Source organism: Pseudomonas sp. 29, assembly GCF_002754355.1.
Classification (GTDB): Bacteria; Pseudomonadota; Gammaproteobacteria; order Pseudomonadales; family Pseudomonadaceae; genus Aquipseudomonas; species Aquipseudomonas neuropathica.
Map to the genome: position 1 here is coordinate 2,401,187 of NZ_PEEY01000001.1, position 21,828 is coordinate 2,423,014.

20 protein-coding genes and 1 riboswitch are annotated in these 21,828 nt (G+C 59.3%); of the genes, 9 read left to right on the plus strand and 11 right to left on the minus strand.

Annotation, left to right across the window (positions count from 1 at the left end; all coding sequences use genetic code 11):
• Window positions 1-117 precede the first annotated feature (117 nt).
• The 6 genes from fba to tkt all read right to left on the minus strand — a co-directional run bounded on the left by fba (window position 118) and on the right by tkt (window position 6,476).
• On the minus strand, window positions 118-1,182 hold the full coding sequence (gene fba, locus CLU80_RS11210; RefSeq protein WP_008081027.1) for a class II fructose-bisphosphate aldolase: 1,065 nt from the start codon (window positions 1,180-1,182) through the stop codon (window positions 118-120).
• A 271-nt stretch (window positions 1,183-1,453) separates the two neighbouring features.
• The gene (locus tag CLU80_RS11215) at window positions 1,454-1,786 is read right to left on the minus strand and encodes an MliC family protein (protein ID WP_093429869.1); all 333 of its coding nucleotides are present in this window, start codon (window positions 1,784-1,786) and stop codon (window positions 1,454-1,456) included.
• Between the two features lie 57 nt (window positions 1,787-1,843).
• Window positions 1,844-2,065 carry a hypothetical protein gene (locus tag CLU80_RS11220; protein WP_007913756.1) on the minus strand — a complete coding sequence of 74 codons (222 nt, stop codon included), beginning with the start codon at window positions 2,063-2,065 and terminating at the stop codon, window positions 1,844-1,846.
• A gap of 34 nt (window positions 2,066-2,099) precedes the next feature.
• Complete coding sequence (locus CLU80_RS11225) at window positions 2,100-3,263, minus strand: phosphoglycerate kinase (RefSeq protein ID WP_008081033.1); 1,164 nt, start codon at window positions 3,261-3,263, stop codon at window positions 2,100-2,102.
• Window positions 3,264-3,275: 12 nt separating this feature from the next.
• Window positions 3,276-4,328 carry an erythrose-4-phosphate dehydrogenase gene (epd, locus tag CLU80_RS11230; RefSeq protein WP_099757398.1) on the minus strand — a complete coding sequence of 351 codons (1,053 nt, stop codon included), beginning with the start codon at window positions 4,326-4,328 and terminating at the stop codon, window positions 3,276-3,278.
• Between the two features lie 150 nt (window positions 4,329-4,478).
• Window positions 4,479-6,476, minus strand: coding sequence for a transketolase (gene tkt / locus CLU80_RS11235; RefSeq protein WP_093429867.1), 1,998 nt, complete (start codon window positions 6,474-6,476; stop codon window positions 4,479-4,481).
• A 259-nt stretch (window positions 6,477-6,735) separates the two neighbouring features.
• Here tkt and CLU80_RS11240 point away from each other — a divergent pair, with 259 nt between their 5' ends.
• The 4 genes from CLU80_RS11240 to CLU80_RS11255 all read left to right on the plus strand — a co-directional run bounded on the left by CLU80_RS11240 (window position 6,736) and on the right by CLU80_RS11255 (window position 11,340).
• The gene (locus CLU80_RS11240; protein ID WP_099757399.1) at window positions 6,736-7,731 is read left to right on the plus strand and encodes an ArsR/SmtB family transcription factor; all 996 of its coding nucleotides are present in this window, start codon (window positions 6,736-6,738) and stop codon (window positions 7,729-7,731) included.
• Between the two features lie 18 nt (window positions 7,732-7,749).
• Window positions 7,750-8,940 (plus strand): methionine adenosyltransferase, encoded by a 1,191-nt coding sequence (gene metK / locus CLU80_RS11245; protein ID WP_093429865.1) that lies wholly within the window; start codon window positions 7,750-7,752, stop codon window positions 8,938-8,940.
• Between the two features lie 230 nt (window positions 8,941-9,170).
• Entirely contained in the window at window positions 9,171-10,847 is a 1,677-nt protein-coding gene (gene ligB, locus CLU80_RS11250) for an NAD-dependent DNA ligase LigB (protein ID WP_099757400.1), read from the plus strand.
• 97 nt (window positions 10,848-10,944) lie between these two features.
• Entirely contained in the window at window positions 10,945-11,340 is a 396-nt protein-coding gene (locus tag CLU80_RS11255; protein WP_093429863.1) for a DUF1090 domain-containing protein, read from the plus strand.
• Between the two features lie 78 nt (window positions 11,341-11,418).
• On the opposite strand, the gene CLU80_RS11260 is transcribed toward CLU80_RS11255, so the two are convergent.
• Window positions 11,419-11,868, minus strand: a complete 450-nt coding sequence (locus tag CLU80_RS11260) for a c-type cytochrome (protein ID WP_093429862.1) — start codon at window positions 11,866-11,868, stop codon at window positions 11,419-11,421.
• Window positions 11,869-11,996: 128 nt separating this feature from the next.
• Between CLU80_RS11260 and mltA the strand changes: the two genes are divergently transcribed.
• Window positions 11,997-13,175: a murein transglycosylase A gene (gene mltA, locus CLU80_RS11265; RefSeq protein WP_093429861.1), complete on the plus strand. Its 1,179-nt coding sequence runs from the start codon at window positions 11,997-11,999 to the stop codon at window positions 13,173-13,175.
• A gap of 121 nt (window positions 13,176-13,296) precedes the next feature.
• Here mltA and CLU80_RS11270 read toward each other — a convergent pair whose 3' ends face one another.
• Both CLU80_RS11270 and CLU80_RS11275 read right to left on the minus strand, forming a co-directional pair.
• The gene (locus tag CLU80_RS11270) at window positions 13,297-13,680 is read right to left on the minus strand and encodes an MAPEG family protein (RefSeq protein ID WP_008081053.1); all 384 of its coding nucleotides are present in this window, start codon (window positions 13,678-13,680) and stop codon (window positions 13,297-13,299) included.
• A gap of 38 nt (window positions 13,681-13,718) precedes the next feature.
• On the minus strand, window positions 13,719-14,552 hold the full coding sequence (locus CLU80_RS11275) for an EamA family transporter (RefSeq protein WP_093429860.1): 834 nt from the start codon (window positions 14,550-14,552) through the stop codon (window positions 13,719-13,721).
• 211 nt (window positions 14,553-14,763) lie between these two features.
• Between CLU80_RS11275 and CLU80_RS11280 the strand changes: the two genes are divergently transcribed.
• Window positions 14,764-15,933: an MFS transporter gene (locus CLU80_RS11280; protein ID WP_093429859.1), complete on the plus strand. Its 1,170-nt coding sequence runs from the start codon at window positions 14,764-14,766 to the stop codon at window positions 15,931-15,933.
• A 288-nt stretch (window positions 15,934-16,221) separates the two neighbouring features.
• The gene (locus tag CLU80_RS11285) at window positions 16,222-17,487 is read left to right on the plus strand and encodes a cation:proton antiporter (protein WP_099757401.1); all 1,266 of its coding nucleotides are present in this window, start codon (window positions 16,222-16,224) and stop codon (window positions 17,485-17,487) included.
• On the opposite strand, the gene CLU80_RS11290 is transcribed toward CLU80_RS11285, so the two are convergent.
• Window positions 17,488-18,375: a formate/nitrite transporter family protein gene (locus tag CLU80_RS11290; protein ID WP_099757402.1), complete on the minus strand. Its 888-nt coding sequence runs from the start codon at window positions 18,373-18,375 to the stop codon at window positions 17,488-17,490.
• A gap of 174 nt (window positions 18,376-18,549) precedes the next feature.
• Window positions 18,550-18,957: an acyl-CoA thioesterase gene (locus CLU80_RS11295; RefSeq protein ID WP_016984776.1), complete on the minus strand. Its 408-nt coding sequence runs from the start codon at window positions 18,955-18,957 to the stop codon at window positions 18,550-18,552.
• A 198-nt stretch (window positions 18,958-19,155) separates the two neighbouring features.
• Window positions 19,156-19,254, plus strand: a riboswitch (S-adenosyl-L-homocysteine riboswitch).
• Between the two features lie 23 nt (window positions 19,255-19,277).
• On the opposite strand from CLU80_RS11295, the gene ahcY reads away from it, so the two are divergent.
• The gene (gene ahcY / locus CLU80_RS11300; protein ID WP_064388105.1) at window positions 19,278-20,687 is read left to right on the plus strand and encodes an adenosylhomocysteinase; all 1,410 of its coding nucleotides are present in this window, start codon (window positions 19,278-19,280) and stop codon (window positions 20,685-20,687) included.
• A 156-nt stretch (window positions 20,688-20,843) separates the two neighbouring features.
• On the plus strand, window positions 20,844-21,689 hold the full coding sequence (gene metF, locus CLU80_RS11305) for a methylenetetrahydrofolate reductase [NAD(P)H] (protein WP_093429977.1): 846 nt from the start codon (window positions 20,844-20,846) through the stop codon (window positions 21,687-21,689).
• Window positions 21,690-21,828: the final 139 nt, after the last annotated feature.

Here is a 21,828-nt window from a genome sequence, read left to right on the forward strand (position 1 = left end):
AAAGTTCACTATGGGTGACATTTCAAGTGAGGATTTTCAAGTATCACTACCAAACATTTCACCCACAAAAAACCCGCCTCACGGCGGGTTTCTTTTAAAGCAGTCTAACGCTCAGGCTTAGTTAACCTTGGCGTTCAACTCACCCTTCAGATAACGCTGATACATCGCTTCCAGCGAGATCGGTTTGATCTTCGAAGCATTACCCGCAGTACCAAACGCTTCATAACGAGCGATACACACATCACGCATCGCAGTAACAGTCGCGCCGAAGAATTTACGTGGGTCAAATTCGCTCGGGTTGGTGGCCATCAGGCGACGCATCGCACCGGTGGATGCCAGACGCAGGTCGGTGTCGATGTTGACCTTGCGCACGCCGTGCTTGATGCCTTCGACGATTTCTTCAACCGGCACGCCGTAGGTTTCTTTGATGTCGCCGCCGTACTGGTTGATGATCGCCAGCCACTCTTGTGGCACCGACGAGGAACCGTGCATCACCAGGTGGGTGTTCGGGATGCGCTTGTGGATTTCCTTGATGCGGTCGATCGCCAGCACGTCACCGGTCGGTGGCTTGGTGAACTTGTAGGCGCCGTGGCTGGTGCCGATGGCGATGGCCAGGGCATCGACTTGGGTGCGCTTGACGAAGTCAGCGGCTTCTTCCGGGTCGGTCAGCATTTGGCTGTGATCCAGAACGCCTTCAGCGCCGATGCCGTCTTCTTCACCGGCCATGCCGGTTTCCAGCGAACCCAGGCAGCCCAGCTCGCCTTCAACCGATACGCCGCAGGCGTGAGCCATGGCTACAGTTTGTTGGGTAACGCGGACGTTGTAGTCGTAGTCGGTCGGGGTCTTGCCGTCTTCGCCCAGCGAGCCGTCCATCATCACCGAGCTGAAGCCCAGTTGGATCGAGCGCTGGCAGACATCAGGACTGGTGCCGTGGTCCTGGTGCATGCACACCGGGATGTGCGGGAATTCTTCGATCGCGGCGAGGATCAGGTGACGCAGGAAAGGCGCGCCGGCGTATTTGCGAGCGCCGGCCGAAGCCTGAACGATCACCGGGGAGTCAGTCTTGTCAGCGGCTTCCATGATGGCGCGCATCTGCTCAAGGTTGTTGACGTTGAAGGCTGGAACGCCGTAGCCGAATTCGGCTGCGTGGTCCAACATCTGGCGCATGCTGATAAGTGCCATTGTGTGTGTCTCTCCCGGTTGAGGGTCGTTAATCGTGCCAGCCTGCCGGAGCGGCGGCGGCTATTCAAGTGATTGCAGATCGGGGGTTGAGGCCCGGTCTGGTGATTCGATAAAGCAAAATCCTGAGAGCTACACAGAACCCCTGTGGGAGCGAGCTTGCTCGCGAATGCGGCTTGGCATTCAGCATTGATGCAAGCTGATCCACCGCTTTCGCGAGCAAGCTCGCTCCCACAGTTGGATCGGTTTCCACATTGGATCTGTGTTGTGTCAATTACTGCGCTTTGCAGCCGCGGCCGATCAGGTCATTGGTGGCGACCCAGTACACCAAGCCTTCCTCTCCCTTGACGTGAAACGCCAGCATGCCGTCGCTGTACAGCGTGCCCGAGGCGCCCGGCTCTTCTTTCAGGCGATAGACCTGATCACCGCCACCCAGTCGAACGTCGACTTCCTTCTGGCCGGCATCGGCGTAACGCCACAGCACTTTGGCCTGGCTGTCGCAGGTCCAGGTGGTCCAGTGATCCGCCGGAGCAGACGACTGAAACAGGTTCAACTGCGCGCAACCGCCCAACAATGCCAACGCCGCGATGGCGATCAAGCCTTTCATCCGTGTTCCTCGACTGACGGCGCACGCCGCCAGCCCTGAGTTAAAGAGTCAGACCCGTCAAGGACAACCATGTTCCTTGGCCGGGGTTTGCGTCTCGTATTTGTCCAGGCCGTCCGGCCCCGAACGCTTGTTCAGCACCGGGTTGGTTTCGGCCTGCCAGTCGGCCTGATAACAGCCCTTCTGCGACTCGCTCGGCGCCGGCGTGGCTTCGGCCTTCGGGTTACTCCCGCAGGCCGCCAGCGTACCGGTCAGCAACAACAGTGCTAACGACTTGACCATGTAAACACTCCTTTGCCTGGCCAAACGGGCGGCCTCAGGCCTTGGCCCGGCTTTCCAGGACTTCAACGGCGGGCAGCACTTTGCCTTCGACGAATTCGAGGAACGCGCCACCACCGGTGGAAATGTAGGAGATTTGCTCAGCCACGCCATATTTATCGATCGCGGCCAAGGTATCGCCACCGCCAGCAATCGAGAATGCCGAGCTTTCAGCGATGGCCTGAGCCAGCACTTTGGTGCCGTTACCGAACTGGTCGAATTCAAACACGCCGACCGGACCGTTCCACAGAATGGTTTTCGACGATTTCAGCAATTCGGCGAAGTTGGCAGCGGTTTGCGGGCCGATGTCCAGAATCATGTCGTCCGCCGCGACGTCAGCGATCAGCTTGACGGTGGCTTCAGCGGTTTCAGCGAATTCTTTGGCAACCACCACGTCAACCGGCAGCGGCACGCTGACTTTGGCAGCGATGGCGCGCGCGGTGTCGAGCAGATCCGGTTCGTACAGCGATTTGCCAACCGGGTGACCGGCCGCCGCGAGGAAGGTGTTGGCGATGCCGCCGCCGACGATCAGTTGATTGCAGATCTGGCTCAGGCTGTTCAGCACGTCGAGTTTGGTCGACACCTTGGAGCCGGCAACGATGGCCGCCATCGGCTGAGCCGGCGCGCCCAGCGCTTTGCCCAGTGCATCCAGTTCAGCGGCCAGCAGTGGACCAGCGGCCGCAACTTTGGCGAACTTGGCCACGCCGTGGGTCGAACCCTCGGCACGGTGCGCGGTGCCGAAAGCGTCCATCACGAACACGTCGCACAGGGCGGCGTATTGCTGGGCCAGTTCGTCAGCGTTCTTTTTCTCGCCTTTGTTGAAGCGCACGTTTTCGAACAGCACGATGTCGCCGGCCTTGACGTCAACGCCGCCCAGGTAATCAGCCACCAGCGGCACTTCGCGGCCCAAGGCCTTGCTCAGGTAGTCGGCGACAGGCTTGAGGCTGTTCTCGGCGGAGAATTCGCCTTCGGTCGGGCGGCCAAGGTGCGAGCAGACCATCACGGCCGCGCCTTTTTCCAGGGCCAGCTTGATGGTCGGCAGCGAAGCCAGGATACGCGCATCGCTGGTGACAACACCGTCCTTGACTGGGACGTTGAGGTCTTCGCGGATCAATACGCGCTTACCTTGCAGATCGAGGTCGGACATCTTCAACACGGTCATGGGTCGCACTTCCTACGGTTTTTTTGAAGTTGCTGTTTGCAGATAGTGTTCTGCAACGTCCAGCATTCGGTTGGCAAAACCCCATTCGTTGTCGAACCAGGCCAGGATGTTCACCAGTTTTGGGCCGGAAACACGGGTCTGACTGGCATCGACGATGGCCGAATGTGGGTCATGGTTGAAATCACAACTGGCGTGCGGCAATTCGGTGTAAGCCAGCAGGCCTTTGAGCGGGCCACTGGTGGCGGCTTCGCGCAGGATCCGGTTGACCTCATTGGCGTCGGTCGCCGTGGCGGTCTGCATCGTGATGTCGAGGCAGGACACGTTGACCGTCGGCACGCGTACGGCTTTGGCCTGAATTCGCCCGGCAAGTTCCGGCAGCAGGCGCTCGATACCACGCGCCAGACCAGTGGACACCGGGATCACCGACTGGAACGCCGAACGGGTGCGGCGCAGGTCTTCGTGGTGATAGGCGTCGATCACTGGCTGATCGTTCATCGCCGAGTGAATGGTGGTGATCGACACATAATCGAGGCCGATCGCCTTGTCGAGCAGACGCAACAGCGGCACACCGCAATTGGTCGTACAGGAGGCGTTGGACACCAGCAGTTCGTCGCCGGTCAGGCAATCCTGATTGACGCCGTAAACGATGGTGGCGTCGACATCCGCCTCGCTGGCCATCGGCTGCGAGAACAATACGCGCGGCGCGCCGGCGTTAAGGAAACGCTGGCCGTCTTCACGGGTGTTGTAGGCGCCGGAGCATTCGAGCACCAGATCGACGCCGAGTGACGCCCAATCGATGCCTTCGGGGGTGGCACTGCGCAGGACCTTCACGCAGTCGCCATTAATATAGAGACAATCGCCTTCTACTCGCACTTCGCCCGGAAAGCGGCCGTGGGTGGAGTCAAAGCGTGTCAGGTATTCGATGCTGGCCATGTCCGCCAGATCGTTGATCGCGACAATTTCAAACCCGGCTTTCTCGCCTCGCTCAAACAACGCACGCAAGACGCAACGACCAATCCGGCCGTAGCCGTTGAGTGCAACTTTGTAAGGACGCGGTTGAGGCATGGGGTTCTCGATTACCGTGGTGAATCAGGCAGTGCGATGTTGCCCGAACCAACGCTTTCGCGAGCAAGCTCGCTCCCACAGGGAAATGCGTTCCAATGTGGGAGCGAGCTTGTTCGCGAAGGCGTCAGCTCAGACGACATCTTTTCTGGATCAGTCTTCCAGCAGTTCTTCAGCCTGACCCAGGATGTTTTCCAGGGTAAAACCGAACTCTTCGAACAGTGCCGAAGCCGGAGCCGATTCGCCGTAAGTGGTCATGCCAATCACGCGACCTTCCAGACCCACGTACTTGAACCAGAAGTCGGCGTGTGCCGCTTCGATCGCGATACGCGCGCTGACCTGCAACGGCAGCACGGCTTGTTTGTAGCCAGCGTCCTGAGCATCGAAAACGCTGGTGCACGGCATGGAAACCACACGCACCTTGCGACCTTGTTCGGTCAGTTTGTCGAACGCCTGAACAGCCAGACCGACTTCCGAACCGGTGGCGATCAGGATCAGCTCAGGCTCGCCTGCGCAGTCCTTCAGCACGTAACCGCCACGGCTGATGTCGGCAATCTGGCCGGCATCGCGTTCCTGGTGCTGCAGGTTCTGACGCGAGAAGATCAGCGCCGAAGGGCCATCCTTGCGCTCCAGCGCATTTTTCCAGGCCACGGCCGATTCAACGGCATCGGCTGGACGCCAGGTGTCGAGGTTTGGTGTGGTACGCAGGCTGGTCAGTTGTTCGATCGGCTGGTGCGTCGGGCCGTCTTCGCCCAGACCGATGGAGTCGTGGGTGTAGACGTGGATCACTTGCTTCTTCATCAGCGCGGACATGCGCACGGCGTTGCGGGCGTATTCCATGAACATCAGGAAGGTCGCGCCGTAAGGCACCAGGCCGCCGTGCAGGGTCACGCCGTTCATGATTGCGGTCATGCCGAATTCGCGCACGCCGTAGTACATGTAGTTGCCGCTGGCATCTTCAGCGCTGACGCCTTTGCAACCTTTCCACAGGGTCAGGTTGGAACCGGCCAGGTCAGCGGAGCCGCCGAGCAGTTCCGGCAGCAACGGGCCGAACGCGTTCAGGGTGTTCTGGCTGGCTTTACGGCTGGCGATGGTTTCGCCTTTGGCCGCAACTTCAGCGATGTAAGCCGAAGCTTTTTCGGAGAAATCGGCCGGCAGCTCACCGCTCAGACGACGCACCAGTTCGTTGGCTTCGGTCGGGAATGCAGCGGAGTAGGCAGCGAAACGCTGATCCCACTCGGCTTCGGCCGCGCGACCTTTTTCCTTGGCATCCCACTCGGCATAGATGTCGGCCGGGATTTCGAACGGGCCGTGGTTCCAGTTCAGCGCCTGACGGGTCAGCGCGATTTCCGCATCACCCAGTGGAGCGCCATGGCAGTCTTCTTTGCCCTGCTTGTTTGGCGAACCGAAACCGATGGTGGTCTTGCAGCAGATCAGGGTCGGCAGGGGGCTCTTGCGCGCGGTTTCGATGGCGGTTTTGATCTCTTCCGGGTCGTGACCGTCAACGTTACGGATCACTTGCCAGTTGTAGGCTTCGAAACGCTTCGGCGTGTCATCGGTGAACCACCCTTCGACTTCGCCGTCGATGGAGATGCCGTTGTCATCGTAGAAAGCGATCAGCTTGCCCAGACCCAGCGTACCGGCCAAGGATGCGACTTCGTGGGAAATGCCTTCCATCATGCAGCCATCACCCAGGAACACGTAGGTGTGGTGGTCAACGATGTTGTGGTTTGGGCGGTTGAACTGCGCTGCCAGGACTTTTTCTGCCAGAGCGAAACCGACGGCGTTGGCCAGCCCCTGACCCAGCGGGCCGGTGGTGGTTTCAACGCCCGGGGTGTAACCGAATTCAGGGTGGCCCGGGGTGCGGCTGTGCAGTTGACGGAACTGCTTGAGGTCTTCGATCGACAGGTCGTAACCGGTCAGGTGCAGCAGCGAGTAGATCAACATCGAGCCATGGCCGTTGGACAGCACGAAGCGGTCACGGTCGGCGAACGATGGATTGCTCGGGTTGTGCTTGAGGTAGTCGCGCCAAAGCACTTCGGCGATATCTGCCATACCCATAGGGGCACCGGGATGGCCGCTGTTGGCTTTTTGCACGGCATCCATGCTGAGGGCACGAATGGCGTTGGCACGCTCACGACGGCTAGGCATCGCTGATCTCCTGGGTGTGAATAGATTGAAACGGAAAAAAGGAGGGCATTTTCCCTCACCGGAGCGCCTCGGGGCAATGACAGATAGTCATCCGGAGGCGTTTTTCCAATGGATAGCAGTGGTTTCGGTAGGTGAAACCTTTCCGCTGTTCGTTTGTAGAGTTAACCGTTTCGGGAGAAGTGCCATTTATCGAGCAATATCAAAACTTTTTGATATTGGTCTTGCGATGATTTGCCCCCCTCTCTAGACTGCCAGCCCTATGAACTTACGCGTGCCTTCCATTCGCCATGACGATTGCGACGAGCTGGCGGCCCTGTGCAAGGCCGGCGGCGATCCGCTGCGCCTGAATGTATTGCGCGCGCTGGCCAACGATTCGTTCGGCGTGCTGGAGCTGGCGCAGATTTTCGGCATTGGTCAGTCCGGCATGAGTCACCACCTCAAGGTGCTGGCCCAGGCTGATCTGGTGGCGACGCGCCGCGAAGGCAACGCGATCTTTTATCGCCGCGCCCTGCCCCACACCGAATTGCTCGGCGGCAAGCTGCACGCTGCATTGTTAGAAGAAGTCGACAACCTGGCACTGCCTGACGACGTGCAAGCGCGCATCGAACAGGTTCACGGCCAACGTGCCGCCGCCAGTCAGGACTTTTTCACCCGGGTGGCGGAAAAATTCCGTGCCCAGCAAGACTTGATCGCAGGCCTGCCGCAATACCGTGACAGCGTGCTGGCCCTGCTCGACAAACTGAACTTCGATGGTGCAGCCACGGCCATTGAAGTCGGCCCCGGCGATGGTGCTTTTTTGCCGGAACTGGCCCGTCGCTTCGGCATCGTAACCGCGCTGGACAACAGCCCGGCGATGCTCGAACTGGCGCGCCAGGTATGTGAACGTGAACAGCTGGCTAACGTCAGCCTGCAATTGGCCGATGCATTGAATGGCACAAGCCTTACGGCCGATTGCGTGGTGTTGAACATGGTGTTGCACCATTTCGCCGCGCCGGCCGACGCACTCAAGCATATGGCCAACCTGCTGCAACCGGGCGGTAGCCTGCTCGTGACAGAGTTATGTAGCCACAACCAGAGTTGGGCCAGGGAGGCCTGCGGTGATCTGTGGTTGGGGTTTGAACAGGACGATTTGGCCCGTTGGGCCACCGCTGCGGGACTCGTTCCCGGGGAAAGCCTCTATGTAGGCTTACGTAATGGTTTCCAGATCCAGGTCCGCCATTTTCAGCGACCGGCTGGCGACACTCACCATCGGTAAATTCAGGAAAACATCGAGATGAGCGAATACTCCCTCTTCACCTCCGAGTCCGTGTCCGAAGGACATCCGGACAAAATCGCCGACCAGATTTCCGATGCGGTGCTGGACGCCATTATTGCCCAGGACAAACACGCACGCGTTGCCGTGGAAACCCTGGTCAAGACCGGCGTGGCCATCGTTGCCGGTGAAGTGACCACCAGCGCCTGGGTCGACCTGGAGCAGATCGTTCGTGACGTCATCTGCGACATCGGCTACACCAGCTCCGAAGTCGGCTTCGACGGCGCGACGTGCGGCGTGATGAACATCATCGGCAAGCAGTCCCCAGACATCAACCAAGGTGTTGACCGTGCCAAGCCTGAAGATCAGGGCGCCGGCGACCAGGGCCTGATGTTCGGCTACGCCAGCAACGAAACCGACGTGCTGATGCCAGCGCCGATCACCTTCTCGCACCAGTTGGTGCAGCGCCAGGCCGAAGCCCGTAAATCGGGTCTGCTGCCTTGGCTGCGCCCGGACGCCAAGTCGCAAGTGACTTGCCGTTACGAAGGCGGCAAGGTTGTTGGTATCGACGCGGTTGTTCTGTCGACCCAGCACAACCCTGAAGTGTCGTACAAAGACCTGCGCGAAGGCGTGATGGAGCTGATCGTCAAGCACGTGCTGCCTGCCGAACTGCTGAGCAAAGACACCCAGTTCCACATCAACCCGACCGGCCAGTTCATCATTGGCGGCCCGGTAGGTGACTGCGGTCTGACCGGTCGCAAGATCATCGTCGACAGCTACGGCGGCATGGCCCGTCACGGCGGTGGCGCGTTCTCCGGCAAAGATCCATCGAAGGTTGACCGTTCGGCTGCCTACGCTGGCCGTTACGTGGCCAAGAACATCGTCGCGGCCGGCCTGGCCGAGCGTTGCGAGATTCAGGTTTCCTACGCGATCGGTGTGGCTCAGCCTACCTCGATCTCGCTGAACACCTTCGGCACCGGCAAGATCAGCGATGACAAGATCGTCAAACTGGTCCGCGAAGTGTTCGACCTGCGTCCATACGCAATCACCACTATGCTCGACCTGCTGCACCCGATGTACCAGGAAACTGCAGCGTACGGCCACTTCGGTCGCGCGTCAGAGACCAAGACCGTTGGCGAAGACACCTTCACCACGTTCACCTGGGAAAAAACCGACCGCGCCGACGCCCTGCGTTCTGCTGCTGGTCTGTAAGACTCCCTGGCGGTACAAAAAAGCCCCTCACGGTTCGCCCCGTGCGGGGCTTTTTCATGCCTGAAATACAGTTTTGAACTCGCCCCCCTGTGGGAGCGAGCTTGCTCGCGAAGGGGCCAGCCGAACCGACATCAATTTCCGGCCAGACACACCCCGTAAAACACCCCGTCTACCACGCTCCAGATTGTCTTCTAACCTTCAAGCATTCCCCCTGAGCAAGGACGCTCACCATGCTTGTCACGCTGCGCCTGCTGTTTGTTTTCCTCGTGGCCTGTACGGCCCTCAACGCCCACGCCGATTGCCCGAAATGGCCAGCTACTCAAGCAAAAAGCGAAATCACCGCCCTGCAAAAACAGATCAACCAATGGGACGACGCCTATCACCGCGAAGGCCGCTCGCTGATTGCCGACGAACTCTACGATCAGTCACGTCTGCGCTTAAGTGAGTGGCAGCGCTGCTTCGATCTGCCACCCGCACCTGTGCCACTGCGCACCGCCTCAGGTTCAATCACCCACCCCATCGCCCATACCGGTCTGGATAAATTACACGAAGCAGCCGCCGTGGAAGCGTGGCTACGCGACCGCCGGGATGTCTGGGTACAACCCAAGATCGACGGCGTCGCGGTGACGCTGATTTACCGCGCAGGCGTTCTGCATCAGGCCATCAGTCGTGGTGACGGGATTCGGGGCCAGGACTGGACGCCATCAGCGCAAAAGATCGCCGCCATTCCGCAACGCCTGACGCAACCGCTGGACCTGCTGGTACAAGGCGAACTTTATTGGCGCTTGAACGAACACGTGCAAGCCAAATCCGGCAGCGTCAACGCTCGCGCCACCGTCGCCGGATTGATGGGGCGTAAATTCCTGAATACAGAACAAGCCGCCGGAATCGGATTCTTCGCCTGGGACTGGCCGCAAAGCCCCCTGGACTTGCCCAAGCGAATAACCGGATTGGCGACGCTGGGTTTCGCCACGACGGAACCTTACAGCCAACCGGTCAGCGAACTCGCAGAGGCGCAGAAATGGCGCGATCACTGGTATCGCTCACCCCTTCCCTTCGCAACCGACGGCGTGGTTCTGCGTCAGGGTCAGCGCCCACCCGCCGAACGCTGGCAGGCACGTGCTCCCTACTGGGCCATCGCTTGGAAATACCCATTCGCGCAGGTACTGGCCGAAGTCCGCAAGGTTAATTTCAAGATCGGGCGCACCGGGCGCATCACCCCGGTGATCGAGCTGAACCCGGTCAGGCTCGATGACCGAGAGATAAAACGGGTCAGCGCCAGTTCGCTAAAACGCTGGCAGGCACTGGATATTCGTCCTGGTGATCAGGTCGCCATCAGCCTCGCCGGCCTGACCATTCCCCGGCTCGACGGCGTCGTGCTGCGAACCGCCGAGCGGGCAGAGATCAACCTCCCCAACGCCGACGACTTCCATACCTTGAGTTGCTGGCAACCTACCCCTGGTTGCGAAAGCCAGTTTCTCGCCCGCTTGACCTGGCTCAGTGGCAAGCAGGGACTGGCGATGCAGCATGTCGGTCGCGGCACCTGGGAGAAACTTTTCGAAACAGGCCGCCTGAATAACCTGCTGGATTGGTTGACCCTTGATGAGCCGGAGCTTGCTAACATTGCCGGCTTTGGCGAACGCAGCAGCGCCCGCCTGATGCACAGTTTTCACAGCGCCCGCCAACGGCCCTTCGCTCAGTGGCTCAAGGCTTTGGGCTTGCCGCCAAGCGGTGAGGCACAACTCCCCGATTCATGGCAGGCGCTGGCACAACGAGACACCGAACAATGGCAGGCAGAACCCGGTATCGGCCCCGGTCGCGCAGCGCAATTGAGCGCCTTCTTCCGCGACCCGCAGGTGTTAGCCTTGAGCGATACCTTGCGGAACGCCGGCATCGACGGTTTCTGAGCACGCAATCCCGGCACCCCGGGAACCCAACCACCACCGAGGCGCTCCAACAGCGCAGTGCCGCCCCGACCCGATTGCCTTTGCACATGGAGCTTTTATGAAATTTCTCGCACCGCTCGCCATGCTGACCCTTTGTGGCGTGATGGCCGCCCCTGTCATGGCCGACGAAGACGCCCCGGGCCTGACCGGTTGCGCGGCCAAGAAGCAAGGCATCATGAACCAGATCGAACAGGCCAAGTCGCGTGGCAACGCTGATCAGCAGGCAGGCCTGGAAACTGCCCTGCGTGAGGTGACCGAACACTGCACCGACGCGGGCCTGAAGAAAGAACGCGAAAACAAGGTGCTCGACGCCAAGCACGAAGTGAGCAAGCGCCAGGCTGATCTCGACAAGGCGATGAAGAAAGGCGATCCAGAGAAGATCAACAAGCGCAAAGACAAACTCGCCGAATCGCGCAAAGAACTTCAGGACGCGCTGGACGAAATCGATAAGTAAAAATCAAAAGATCGCAGCCTGCGGCAGCTCCTACATTGATCAGGGTAGGAGCTGCCGCAGGCTGCGATCTTTTAAATATCAATGATCGCGAAACTGTTTATGACAAGCGCTGCAGGCATCTTCAACTTTCTGCACCGCAGGCCCGAGATTGCTGGCCTTGTACGGCTGCACCTGGCTGGCAATCACCAATTCACCGGTGGCGGCTTCAAGGTTGCGGGCCATTTCCTGAAAACGTGCCTGTTGTTTCCAGACATCGTCCTTGGCGCTGGTGTGATCTTCTTCGCGAACCTGCGGGAAGTGCTTCCACGGCTCATGGGACAACGCATCAAGCTTGACCGCGCCCTCGGCGAATTTCGGCCCGTCGAACGGAATGCGCCCACGCAACATGCCTCCCAGATCTTCACCGGTCTTGAGCATCTGTTTGAAGATCGCCTTGCGTTGGCCCAGTGGAGAATTCGGATCGACACCGCCACAGGCGGACAAGGTCAGACAGGCCAGCAATACAACAGAAATGCTTTTAAGAGTCATGGTGGCTTCAGGTCACGGAATTCGGCGGCCAGTATCCTCGCGTCACCGCCAAACACCAATAGCCCTATTAAAAATACGGGTTGCTCGAGCGCATGGAGCACTCGGTCAACCGGCACAGGAATTACTCCATGAACAGCCCTTTCAAGGCCTGGCGTCACCCGCTGATCGCATCCCTGCCTCTAATGGCGATTCTCGCTGGCTGCACCGGCGGTGATAGCGCCAAACCAAAAACCCACGCACTGGCCACTTATTCCAGCGCCACCTGGGAAGCACTGCCGGCAGTATCCGATAGCGATCTGGTCGCCGGTTTCGGTTCGTGGCGTAGCGCCTGCACCCGACTCAAAGCTGATGCCGTATGGGGCTCCACCTGCGCCGCTGCGGCCAACGTGCCACAAAGTGCTGGCGAGATTCGCGCCTTCCTTAAGCAAAACCTCGACGTTTACGGCCTGCGCGCTGAAAACGACAACCCGAACGGGTTGATCACCGGTTACTACGAACCGGTCTACCCCGGCAGCCTGACGCCCACCGACACGGCCAATGTGCCGGTGTACGGCGTGCCCGAAGACATGATCATTGTCTCGCTGGACAGCATTTACCCGGAGCTGAAAGGCAAACGCCTGCGCGGCCGCCTCGAAGGTCGCGTGCTCAAGCCTTACGACGATGCCGCCACCATTGAATCCAAAGGTGTAAAAGCTCCGGTGGTTGCCTACCTGACCGACCCGATGAATCTGCAATTCCTGCAGATCCAGGGTTCCGGGCGAATTCAGACCGAGGACGGCAAACAGTTGCGCATCGCGTACGCCGATCAGAACGGCCATCCGTATCGCCCAATCGGGCGCTGGCTGGTCGAGCAAGGCGAGCTGAAGAAAGAAGACGTGACCATGAGCGCGATCAGCAACTGGGCCAAGGCCAATCCTTCGCGCATTCCGGAACTGCTGGGCAGCAACCCGAGCTACGTGTTCTTCACGCGCAACCCGGACAGCAACGAAGGCCCGCGCGGTTCGCTGAACGTGCCGTTGACTGCCGGTTATAGCGCGGCAGTGGATCGCAAGGTGATTCCGTTGGGCAGCCTGCTGTGGCTGTCGACGACAAAACCGGATGGCACGGCACTGGTTCGCCCGGTGGCGGCACAGGATACCGGCGGCGCGATTGCCGGCGAGGTGCGTGCGGATCTGTTCTGGGGCACCGGTGATGCGGCCGGACAACTGGCCGGGGACATGAAACAGCAGGGGCAGATCTGGATGCTCTGGCCCAAAGGCGCAGCGCTGCCGCAAGTGCCGCAGGTGGCTGATACAGAGAAGAAGTAACCCTTGGAATTTGCTGAGGTAATCAGATAGCTATCGCGAGCAGGCTCACTCCTACAGGGGAACGCATTCCAAAATGTAGGAGTGAGCCTGCTCGCGATGAGGCCATCAGCAACACCGATAATCAAACAGACACAAAGAAGAACGAAGCAATCAACCCCATCCCCACAAACCACACCAGCGAGCGCAGGATCGCCCAGTCCGCCAGGTAGCAAATGATGTAGAGCAGGCGACTGGTGATAAACAGCACCGCCAGCACATTGACCGTCACCAGCTCCGCCGTCCCCACCAGGTGCGCAACAATCACTGCCGCCGCAAATGCCGGCGTCACTTCAAAGCTGTTCATCTGCGCGGCATGGGCACGCCTCGCCACACCGTTGAGACTTTCGAGAAAGTCGCGCGGATCGTGGTTATCACTCAGCCGGTAGCCGCCCACGGCTTTCGCTACGCCAGTGCAGATATACGGCAGGAAAATCGCAATCAACACACACCACAGAGCCACCGTCATAACGCCGTCCTTTTTCGAGTTTTAGAGTTCGCGAGCGGTCAGAACTTCATTACCAGCATGCCGATCAGTACCAGCCCACAGGCTAAGAGCCGCGGCCGGCCAAAAGGTTCTTTGAGGTAACGCATACCGAACAGCACTACCAGAATCACGCTGATCTCGCGCAATGCCGCCGCTTCCGCAATCGAACCCAACTGCATCGCCCACAGCACCAGAGCGTAGCTGGCCAATACGCAGAAGCCCACCGCCAACCCCAGCTTCCATTGCTCACGCCAGAACAACATGAACGCCGGACGCTTGGCGACCCATGCCAACAGCGGAAACGGCCAGGCGCTGAGCAGCGTGACCCAGACCAGATAATCCAAAGGATGGGACCAGCGCCGCAACGCCTGGCCATCAATGTAGGTGTAGCAGCCGATGCACAGGCCGATCAGCGCCACCACCGGCAGCATCGACCATGGCAAATGCTTGCCACCGCCACCCTGCCATAGCAGACAAACCATGCCGAACGGGATCAGCATGATGCCGAAGATTTGCTGCGTGGTGAGCACCTCTCCCGCGAAGATCAGGGTCAGCGCGAGCACCACCAAAGGCGATAATCCACGCATCAGCGGATATACCAGCCCGAGATCGCCGACCCGGTAGGCTTGAATCAGCAGATAGCGATAAAGCAGTTCAAAGGCTGCCGAAGCGAGAATCCACGGCCAGATTTCCATGGGCGGCAAGCTCACGAATGGAAACGCGATGGCAACGACCAGCAGCGCCACGGTGTCCATGCACGCCACTACCAACAGTCGCTCGGCGCTAAACTTGATTAACGTATTCCACGTCGCATGCAACAGCGCCGCCATCAATACCAAAGCTGTCGCCAGCACGTTCCACTCCTTATTGTTGTTAGCGAGCCAATTAGTCAGATTATTGATTCGCGATGTGTCAGCAGCTGTTTATACTGCAAGCGACCACGCCGCACTCAGTTGCGCACAGAAAAAACCAATAATTCCTGCCTGTACCGCCCTCCTTCGAGAGCGGTCGTCGGCCTGCGTATGCCTGATCAAAGCGTCAAGACTATCGACAGAGACCTTGCGCATGCCACTCGCCTTGCTTGCACTCGCTGTTGCCGCGTTCGGCATCGGCACCACTGAATTCGTCATCATGGGCCTGCTGCCCGATGTCGCCCGGGACCTCTCCGTGAGCATTCCCCATGCGGGCCTGCTGATTACCGGCTACGCCCTGGGCGTGGTCTTCGGCGCCCCGATCCTGGCGATCGGCACCGCAAACATGCCGCGCAAAGCAACGTTGCTGGGCATGACGCTGATGTTCATCCTCGGCAACATCCTCTGCGCACTGGCGCCCAACTACGCGACGCTGATGGCCGCTCGTGTGGTCACAGCCCTCTGTCACGGCGCGTTCTTCGGCATTGGCTCGGTGGTTGCCGCCGGGCTGGTCGCACCGAACAAACGCGCGCAGGCGATTGCAATGATGTTCACCGGCCTGACCTTGGCCAACGTTCTCGGCGTGCCGCTGGGCACGGCGCTCGGGCAGTATGCCGGCTGGCGCTCGACGTTCTGGGCGGTGTCGGTGATTGGTGTGATTGCGGCGCTCGCGCAATGGTTGTGGCTGCCAAAACACATCCCCATGGACAAGGCCAATCTCGCCAGCGAATTCAAGGTACTGGGCAAGGTCAACGTGTTGCTGGCGCTGGGCATGAGTGTGCTCGCGTCGACCAGTCTGTTCAGTGTGTTCACTTACATTGCGCCGATCCTCCAGGACATCACCGGCGTCAGCCCGCATGGCGTGACGGTGATGTTGCTGTTGTTCGGCGTCGGTTTGACCGGTGGCAGCATGCTCGGCGGGCGTCTGGCTGATAGCCGTTTGTTGCCGTCGCTGGTCGGTGTGGCCTTGGCGGTGGTGGTGATTCTGGCGGCGTTCAGTCAGACCAGTCGCTCGGTGGTGCCAGCGGCAATCACGCTGGTGCTGTGGGGGATTTTCGCTTTTGCGCTGTGCCCGATTCTGCAACTGCTGATCATCGATCAGGCGCATGAAGCACCGAACCTGGGCTCGACGTTGAACCAGAGCGCATTCAACCTTGGCAACGCAGCGGGTGCGTGGATCGGCGGACTGGTGGTGGCCAGTGGCGCGGATCTGGCGGACTTGCCATGGACGGGTGCGCTGGTCGGTGTATTGACGGTGCTGACGGCGCTGTTTTTCATCTATCTGCAACGTCGCGAAGCGGCTGCGGTCAATGTGTCCGGCTAGCCCTCACCCTAACCCTCTCCCAGAGGGAGAGGGGACTGAATGGGGGATATTTGAGAGATACGCCGACGTGAAACCGCTTTGCTGAATCCATAAGCGATAAGGTCTTCCAGGTCGATGTCTGACGCCAGACACCTCGGTTTGCCCCCTCTCCCTCTGGGAGAGGGCTGGGGTGAGGGGCTCTTGATCTCCTCATCATTTGAACTGTGCCCTCAATCGCCCTCAACCCATCCAACCCCTGCACCAAAGATTCGGTGCGCTATCTTCCACCCCTCATCCAAAGGACCCCGGATGCTTGAACTTGTCGCCGCTTTCATCTGCCTCACCACCCTCCTCACCTTCGTCAATTTCCGCTTCATCGGCCTGCCGCCGACCATCGGCGTGATGGTCACCGCGCTACTGTTCTCGCTGATCCTGCAAGGCCTGAGCGTGCTCGGTTACCCCGGTCTCGAAGAACGCGTGCAGCAACTGATTGGCCAGATCGACTTCGGCGATCTGCTGATGAACTGGATGCTCTCGTTCCTGCTGTTCGCCGGCGCCCTGCACGTCAACCTCAACGACCTGCGCAGCTACCGCTGGCCCATCGGTCTGTTGGCGACTTTCGGTGTGTTGATTGCCACCACGGTGATCGGCAGTCTCGCCTATTACATTTTTGCCCTGTTCGGCTGGCACGTGAGTTTCCTGTACTGCCTGTTGTTCGGCGCGCTGATTTCGCCGACCGACCCGATTGCGGTGCTCGGCGTGCTGCGTACCGCCAATGCCTCGAAACCGCTGAAAACCACCATCGTCGGCGAGTCGCTGTTCAACGACGGCACCGCTGTAGTGGTGTTCACCGTGTTACTGGGCATCGCCCAACTCGGCGAAACCCCGACCATCAGCGCCACCGCGATGTTGTTCGTTCACGAAGCGATTGGCGGTGTGCTGTTTGGCGGCCTGATCGGTTATCTGGTTTATCGAATGATCAAAAGCGTCGAGCAACACCAGATCACCGTGATGCTGACGCTGGCGCTGGTCATTGGTGGTTCGGCGATGTCTACCGAGATTCACGTTTCCGCACCGATTGCGATGGTGGTCGCAGGTCTGATCATCGGTAACGTCGGGCGCAATCTGGCGATGAATGACATGACCCGTCGTTATCTCGACGGTTTCTGGGAATTGCTCGATGACATGCTCAACGCGCTGCTGTTCGCGCTGATCGGCATGGAGCTGTTGCTGCTGCCATTCAACTGGCTGCACATGGCTGCAGCGGGTTTGCTGGCGGTGGCGATTCTGCTGTCGCGCCTGCTCACCGTGGCCCCGGCGATTGTCCTGCTGCGCCGCTGGCGGACGGTGCCGGCCGGCACCATCCGGATTCTGACCTGGGGCGGTTTGCGCGGCGGTGTTTCGGTGGCACTGGCGCTGGCCCTGCCATTGGGCCCGGAGCGCGATCTGCTGCTGAGCATCACTTACATCGTGGTGCTGTCATCGATCCTGTTGCAGGGTCTGACCATCGGCAAACTGGTCAAGTACGCAACTCGCAACGAGCCCGTGACCATCAGCGAAGCCGCTCACCACTGATCATTTTTTGATCTCCTGCGGATCAGGTTTCCCGGCCTGATCCGCAGGCTCCTTAGGCGCACCGCTCTCGCTGCGAATCTGCGCATGGCTGATCAGCGCAAAGATAAAGCTGCCACCAATGATATTCCCCGCCAACGTGGGACCTGCGAAGACCATCCAGAAATCGCTCCACGGCAACTCGCCGGCAAACACCAGATACGACACTTCCGCTGAACCCACCACAATATGGGTGAAATCGCCGAGCGCCATCAGATAGGTGATGAGGATGATGATCCACATCTTCGCGCTCTCCATGGACGGGATCATCCAGACCATGGTGGCGATCATCCAGCCGGAGACAATGCCCTTGGCGAACATCTGACTGGCGTGGTTCTCCATCACCTTGCGGCCAATTTCGAGGAAGGCGTGGTCAGTCTTGGTGTCGAAGATCGGCAGTTCGAGCATCACGTACGCGACCAGAATCGTCCCGCACAGATTACCGACCAAAACCACTGTCCACAGGCGGATCAGCCGGCCGAAGTTTTTCAGGGTCGGTTTGGTCATGACCGGCAATACGGCGGTCAAGGTGTTTTCGGTAAACAGTTGCTGGCGGGCGAGGATTACTGCGAGAAAACCCGCGCAGTAGCCGAAACTGGCGATCACCTTGAACTCGTCACCTTCGGGCAGACGCGAATTGAGCAGGCCCATGCCCATCAATGACAGGCCCATGGTCAACCCCGCCGCCAACGCCGACCACCAGAGCGCGGCGATGCTGCGTTCCAGTTCCTGATCGCCTTGGGTGCGGATGATTTCATGCAGAACGGCCGCGCGGGGCGGCTGGCTTTTCTCGACTTCGTGTTGCTCATCGGCCGAGAGATCGGGGGTCTTGCCGTCGGTGGGGGTGGTCATGGCGTGGGAACCGTGGGGGTGGTGTTTACCTACGACCCCGGCGGTTCATGGCTGTTCAGTGGCCTGATCAATCTTCGGTAACAGGACAACCGCTTTCGCGAGCAAGCTCGCTCCCACAGGTAAAGCGTAATCCTTGTGGGAGCGAGCTTGCTCGCGAAGAAAGCACCGCCGATGTTATTTGGTGACCAATTCATCTTCCTGGAACTGATCTTTCACATATTTGATTTCAGTGCGCCCGTGCGGAGCCGGCAAACCGTCTTCACCGAGGTTCACAAACACCATCTTCTCAACCGTCAGAATGCTTTTGCGGGTGATTTTGTTGCGCACTTCGCAGGTCAGGGTGATCGAGGTGCGGCCGAACTCGGTGGCGGTGATGCCCAGTTCGATGATGTCGCCCTGGCGCGAGGCGCTGACGAAATTGATTTCGGAAATGTACTTGGTCACCACGCGCTGGTTGCCCAACTGGACGATCGCGTAAATCGCCGCTTCTTCGTCGATCCAGCGCAACAGGCTGCCACCGAACAGGGTGCCGTTGGGGTTGAGGTCTTCGGGTTTTACCCATTTGCGGGTGTGGAAATTCATCTTCACTCCTGAGTGTCTTGCCGAACGATGGACGGTATCTTGGCAGACTGAGCGGTCATGCTCCATGCGGCTTCGACTATGGTCGTCATTAACGATCTTCATCTGGCCGACAGAAACCCTTTGGAAGATCAGTCTAGACGGCTATAATCGCCCCCGTTTCAAAACGGTAACGTTCACTTGCTACCGTTTTCCCGCCACCTGTCCGAGGGGCGCTGCAGCAGGTTCAACCTGTCAGGCTCGGATGGGGCGTTGACTGGCTCAGGCCGGACACTAAACGCACAACGGCGCCCATTCGCATACATTACGAATGGAGGCTCTTCATGAGCGCTGTTATCACGCCTGCAGATTTTAACGATTACAAAGTTGCCGACATGTCCCTGGCTGCCTGGGGCCGTCGCGAAACCATCATCGCCGAATCGGAAATGCCGGCCCTGATGGGTCTGCGTCGCAAGTACTCCGGCGAACAGCCGTTGAAAGGCGCCAAGATCCTCGGCTGCATCCACATGACCATTCAGACTGCCGTGCTGATCGAAACCCTGGTTGCCCTGGGTGCCGAAGTACGCTGGTCGTCCTGCAACATTTTCTCGACTCAGGATCAGGCTGCTGCCGCTATCGCTGCTGCCGGTATCCCGGTTTTCGCCTGGAAAGGCGAAACTGAAGAAGAGTACGAGTGGTGCCTGGAGCAGACCATCCTGAAGGATGGCCAGCCATGGGACGCCAACATGATCCTCGACGACGGCGGCGACCTGACTCAGCTGCTGCACGATAAGTACCCACAAGTACTGGATCGCGTTCACGGCGTGACCGAAGAAACCACCACCGGCGTACACCGTCTGCTGGACATGCTGGCCAAAGGCGAGCTGAAAATCCCGGCCATCAACGTCAACGACTCGGTGACCAAGTCCAAGAACGACAACAAGTACGGCTGCCGTCACAGCCTGAACGACGCGATCAAGCGTGGTACCGACCACCTGCTGTCCGGCAAGCAAGCGCTGGTCATCGGTTACGGTGACGTGGGCAAGGGTTCGGCTCAGTCGCTGCGTCAGGAAGGCATGATCGTTAAAGTCTCCGAAGTTGACCCGATCTGCGCCATGCAAGCATGCATGGACGGTTTCGAACTGGTTTCGCCGTTCATCGACGGTATCAACGACGGTTCCGAAGCGAGCATCGACAAAGCGCTGCTGGGCAAGATCGACCTGATCGTGACCACCACCGGTAACGTCAATGTTTGCGACGCGAACATGCTCAAAGCCCTGAAGAAGCGCGCTGTTGTCTGCAACATCGGTCACTTCGACAACGAAATCGACACCGCTTTCATGCGCAAGAACTGGGCATGGGAAGAAGTGAAGCCACAGGTACACAAGATCCACCGTACCGGCCCGGGCGCGTTCGACGCGCAGAACGACGACTACCTGATCCTGCTGGCCGAAGGCCGTCTGGTTAACCTGGGTAACGCCACTGGCCACCCAAGCCGCATCATGGACGGTTCGTTCGCCAACCAGGTTCTGGCGCAGATCTTCCTGTTCGGCCAGAAGTACGCCGACCTGTCGCCAGCCCAGAAAGCCGAGCGCCTGACTGTTGAAGTACTGCCGAAGAAACTCGACGAAGAAGTGGCCCTGGAAATGGTTCGCGGCTTCGGCGGCGTGGTCACCCAACTGACCAAGCAACAGGCTGACTACATCGGCGTGACCGTCGAAGGCCCGTTCAAGCCGCACGCTTACCGCTACTAACAGGTGCTTGCTCGCTCTCCCTGTGGGAGCGAGCCTGCTCGCGAAGGCGGTTTATCATTCAGCATCCGTGTTGTCTGACCCGGCGCTTTCGCGAGCAGGCTCGCTCCCACACGGGATTGCAGCGCCTCGAAGGTTCTTGTTTCCAAGGGTATGACCATGTCCCAAGACCGTCGCTACAGCTTCGAGTTCTTCCCGACCAAGACCGATGCTGGGCATGAAAAGCTGCTCAACGTTGCCCGTCAGTTGGCAACGTACAATCCCGATTTCTTCTCCTGCACCTATGGCGCTGGTGGTTCGACCCGTGATCGCACCCTCAACACCGTTCTGCAACTGGAAAGCGAAGTCAAAGTACCGGCCGCACCGCACCTGTCGTGCGTCGGCGACAGCAAGGACGACCTGCGCGGCCTGCTGAACGAGTACAAGGCTGCCGGCATCAAGCGTATCGTCGCGCTGCGTGGCGACCTGCCATCCGGCATGGGCATGACCAGCGGTGAGCTGCGTCACGCCAATGAACTGGTTGAATTCATTCGTGAAGAAACCGGTGATCATTTCCACATCGAAGTTGCCGCTTACCCGGAGATGCATCCGCAAGCACGCAACTACGAAGACGATCTGGCCAATTTCATCCGCAAGGCCCGTGCCGGCGCCGACAGCGCAATCACCCAGTACTTCTTCAACGCCGACAGCTACTTCTATTTCGTCGAGCGTTTGCAGGCGCAGGGTGTGGATCTGCCGATCGTTCCGGGGATCATGCCGATCACCAACTACAGCAAACTCGCGCGCTTCTCTGATGCCTGCGGTGCGGAAATCCCGCGCTGGATCCGCAAGCAACTGGAAGCCTACGGCGATGACACGCAAAGCATTCAGCGCTTTGGTGAGCAAGTCGTCAGCGAGATGTGCGAACGCCTGCTGCAAGGTGGCGCGCCGGGTCTGCACTTCTATTCAATGAACCAGGCTGAGCCTAGTCTGGCGATCTGGAATAACCTGAAGTTGCCGCGTTAAGCATCATAGAAAGATCAAAAGATCGCAGTCTTCGGCAACTCCTACAGGGGTGTCGCAGCTGCGATCTTTGCTTTTAAAGGCCCGAAACAGAGCTTGTGCAGGCACTTTCTGGCTCTTTCGCGTTTCTCGTCGTAATCTC

Bases quoted from the DNA above. Each gene is read 5' to 3' on its own strand.
- fba (WP_008081027.1), bottom strand. From the start codon at position 1,182: ATGGCACTTATCAGCATGCGCCAGATGTTGGACCACGCAGCCGAATTC.
- CLU80_RS11215 (WP_093429869.1), bottom strand. From the start codon at position 1,786: ATGAAAGGCTTGATCGCCATCGCGGCGTTGGCATTGTTGGGCGGTTGC.
- CLU80_RS11220 (WP_007913756.1), bottom strand. From the start codon at position 2,065: ATGGTCAAGTCGTTAGCACTGTTGTTGCTGACCGGTACGCTGGCGGCC.
- CLU80_RS11225 (WP_008081033.1), bottom strand. From the start codon at position 3,263: ATGACCGTGTTGAAGATGTCCGACCTCGATCTGCAAGGTAAGCGCGTA.
- epd (WP_099757398.1), bottom strand. From the start codon at position 4,328: ATGCCTCAACCGCGTCCTTACAAAGTTGCACTCAACGGCTACGGCCGG.
- tkt (WP_093429867.1), bottom strand. From the start codon at position 6,476: ATGCCTAGCCGTCGTGAGCGTGCCAACGCCATTCGTGCCCTCAGCATG.
- CLU80_RS11240 (WP_099757399.1), top strand. From the start codon at position 6,736: ATGAACTTACGCGTGCCTTCCATTCGCCATGACGATTGCGACGAGCTG.
- metK (WP_093429865.1), top strand. From the start codon at position 7,750: ATGAGCGAATACTCCCTCTTCACCTCCGAGTCCGTGTCCGAAGGACAT.
- ligB (WP_099757400.1), top strand. From the start codon at position 9,171: ATGCTTGTCACGCTGCGCCTGCTGTTTGTTTTCCTCGTGGCCTGTACG.
- CLU80_RS11255 (WP_093429863.1), top strand. From the start codon at position 10,945: ATGAAATTTCTCGCACCGCTCGCCATGCTGACCCTTTGTGGCGTGATG.
- CLU80_RS11260 (WP_093429862.1), bottom strand. From the start codon at position 11,868: ATGACTCTTAAAAGCATTTCTGTTGTATTGCTGGCCTGTCTGACCTTG.
- mltA (WP_093429861.1), top strand. From the start codon at position 11,997: ATGAACAGCCCTTTCAAGGCCTGGCGTCACCCGCTGATCGCATCCCTG.
- CLU80_RS11270 (WP_008081053.1), bottom strand. From the start codon at position 13,680: ATGACGGTGGCTCTGTGGTGTGTGTTGATTGCGATTTTCCTGCCGTAT.
- CLU80_RS11280 (WP_093429859.1), top strand. From the start codon at position 14,764: ATGCCACTCGCCTTGCTTGCACTCGCTGTTGCCGCGTTCGGCATCGGC.
- CLU80_RS11285 (WP_099757401.1), top strand. From the start codon at position 16,222: ATGCTTGAACTTGTCGCCGCTTTCATCTGCCTCACCACCCTCCTCACC.
- CLU80_RS11290 (WP_099757402.1), bottom strand. From the start codon at position 18,375: ATGACCACCCCCACCGACGGCAAGACCCCCGATCTCTCGGCCGATGAG.
- CLU80_RS11295 (WP_016984776.1), bottom strand. From the start codon at position 18,957: ATGAATTTCCACACCCGCAAATGGGTAAAACCCGAAGACCTCAACCCC.
- ahcY (WP_064388105.1), top strand. From the start codon at position 19,278: ATGAGCGCTGTTATCACGCCTGCAGATTTTAACGATTACAAAGTTGCC.
- metF (WP_093429977.1), top strand. From the start codon at position 20,844: ATGTCCCAAGACCGTCGCTACAGCTTCGAGTTCTTCCCGACCAAGACC.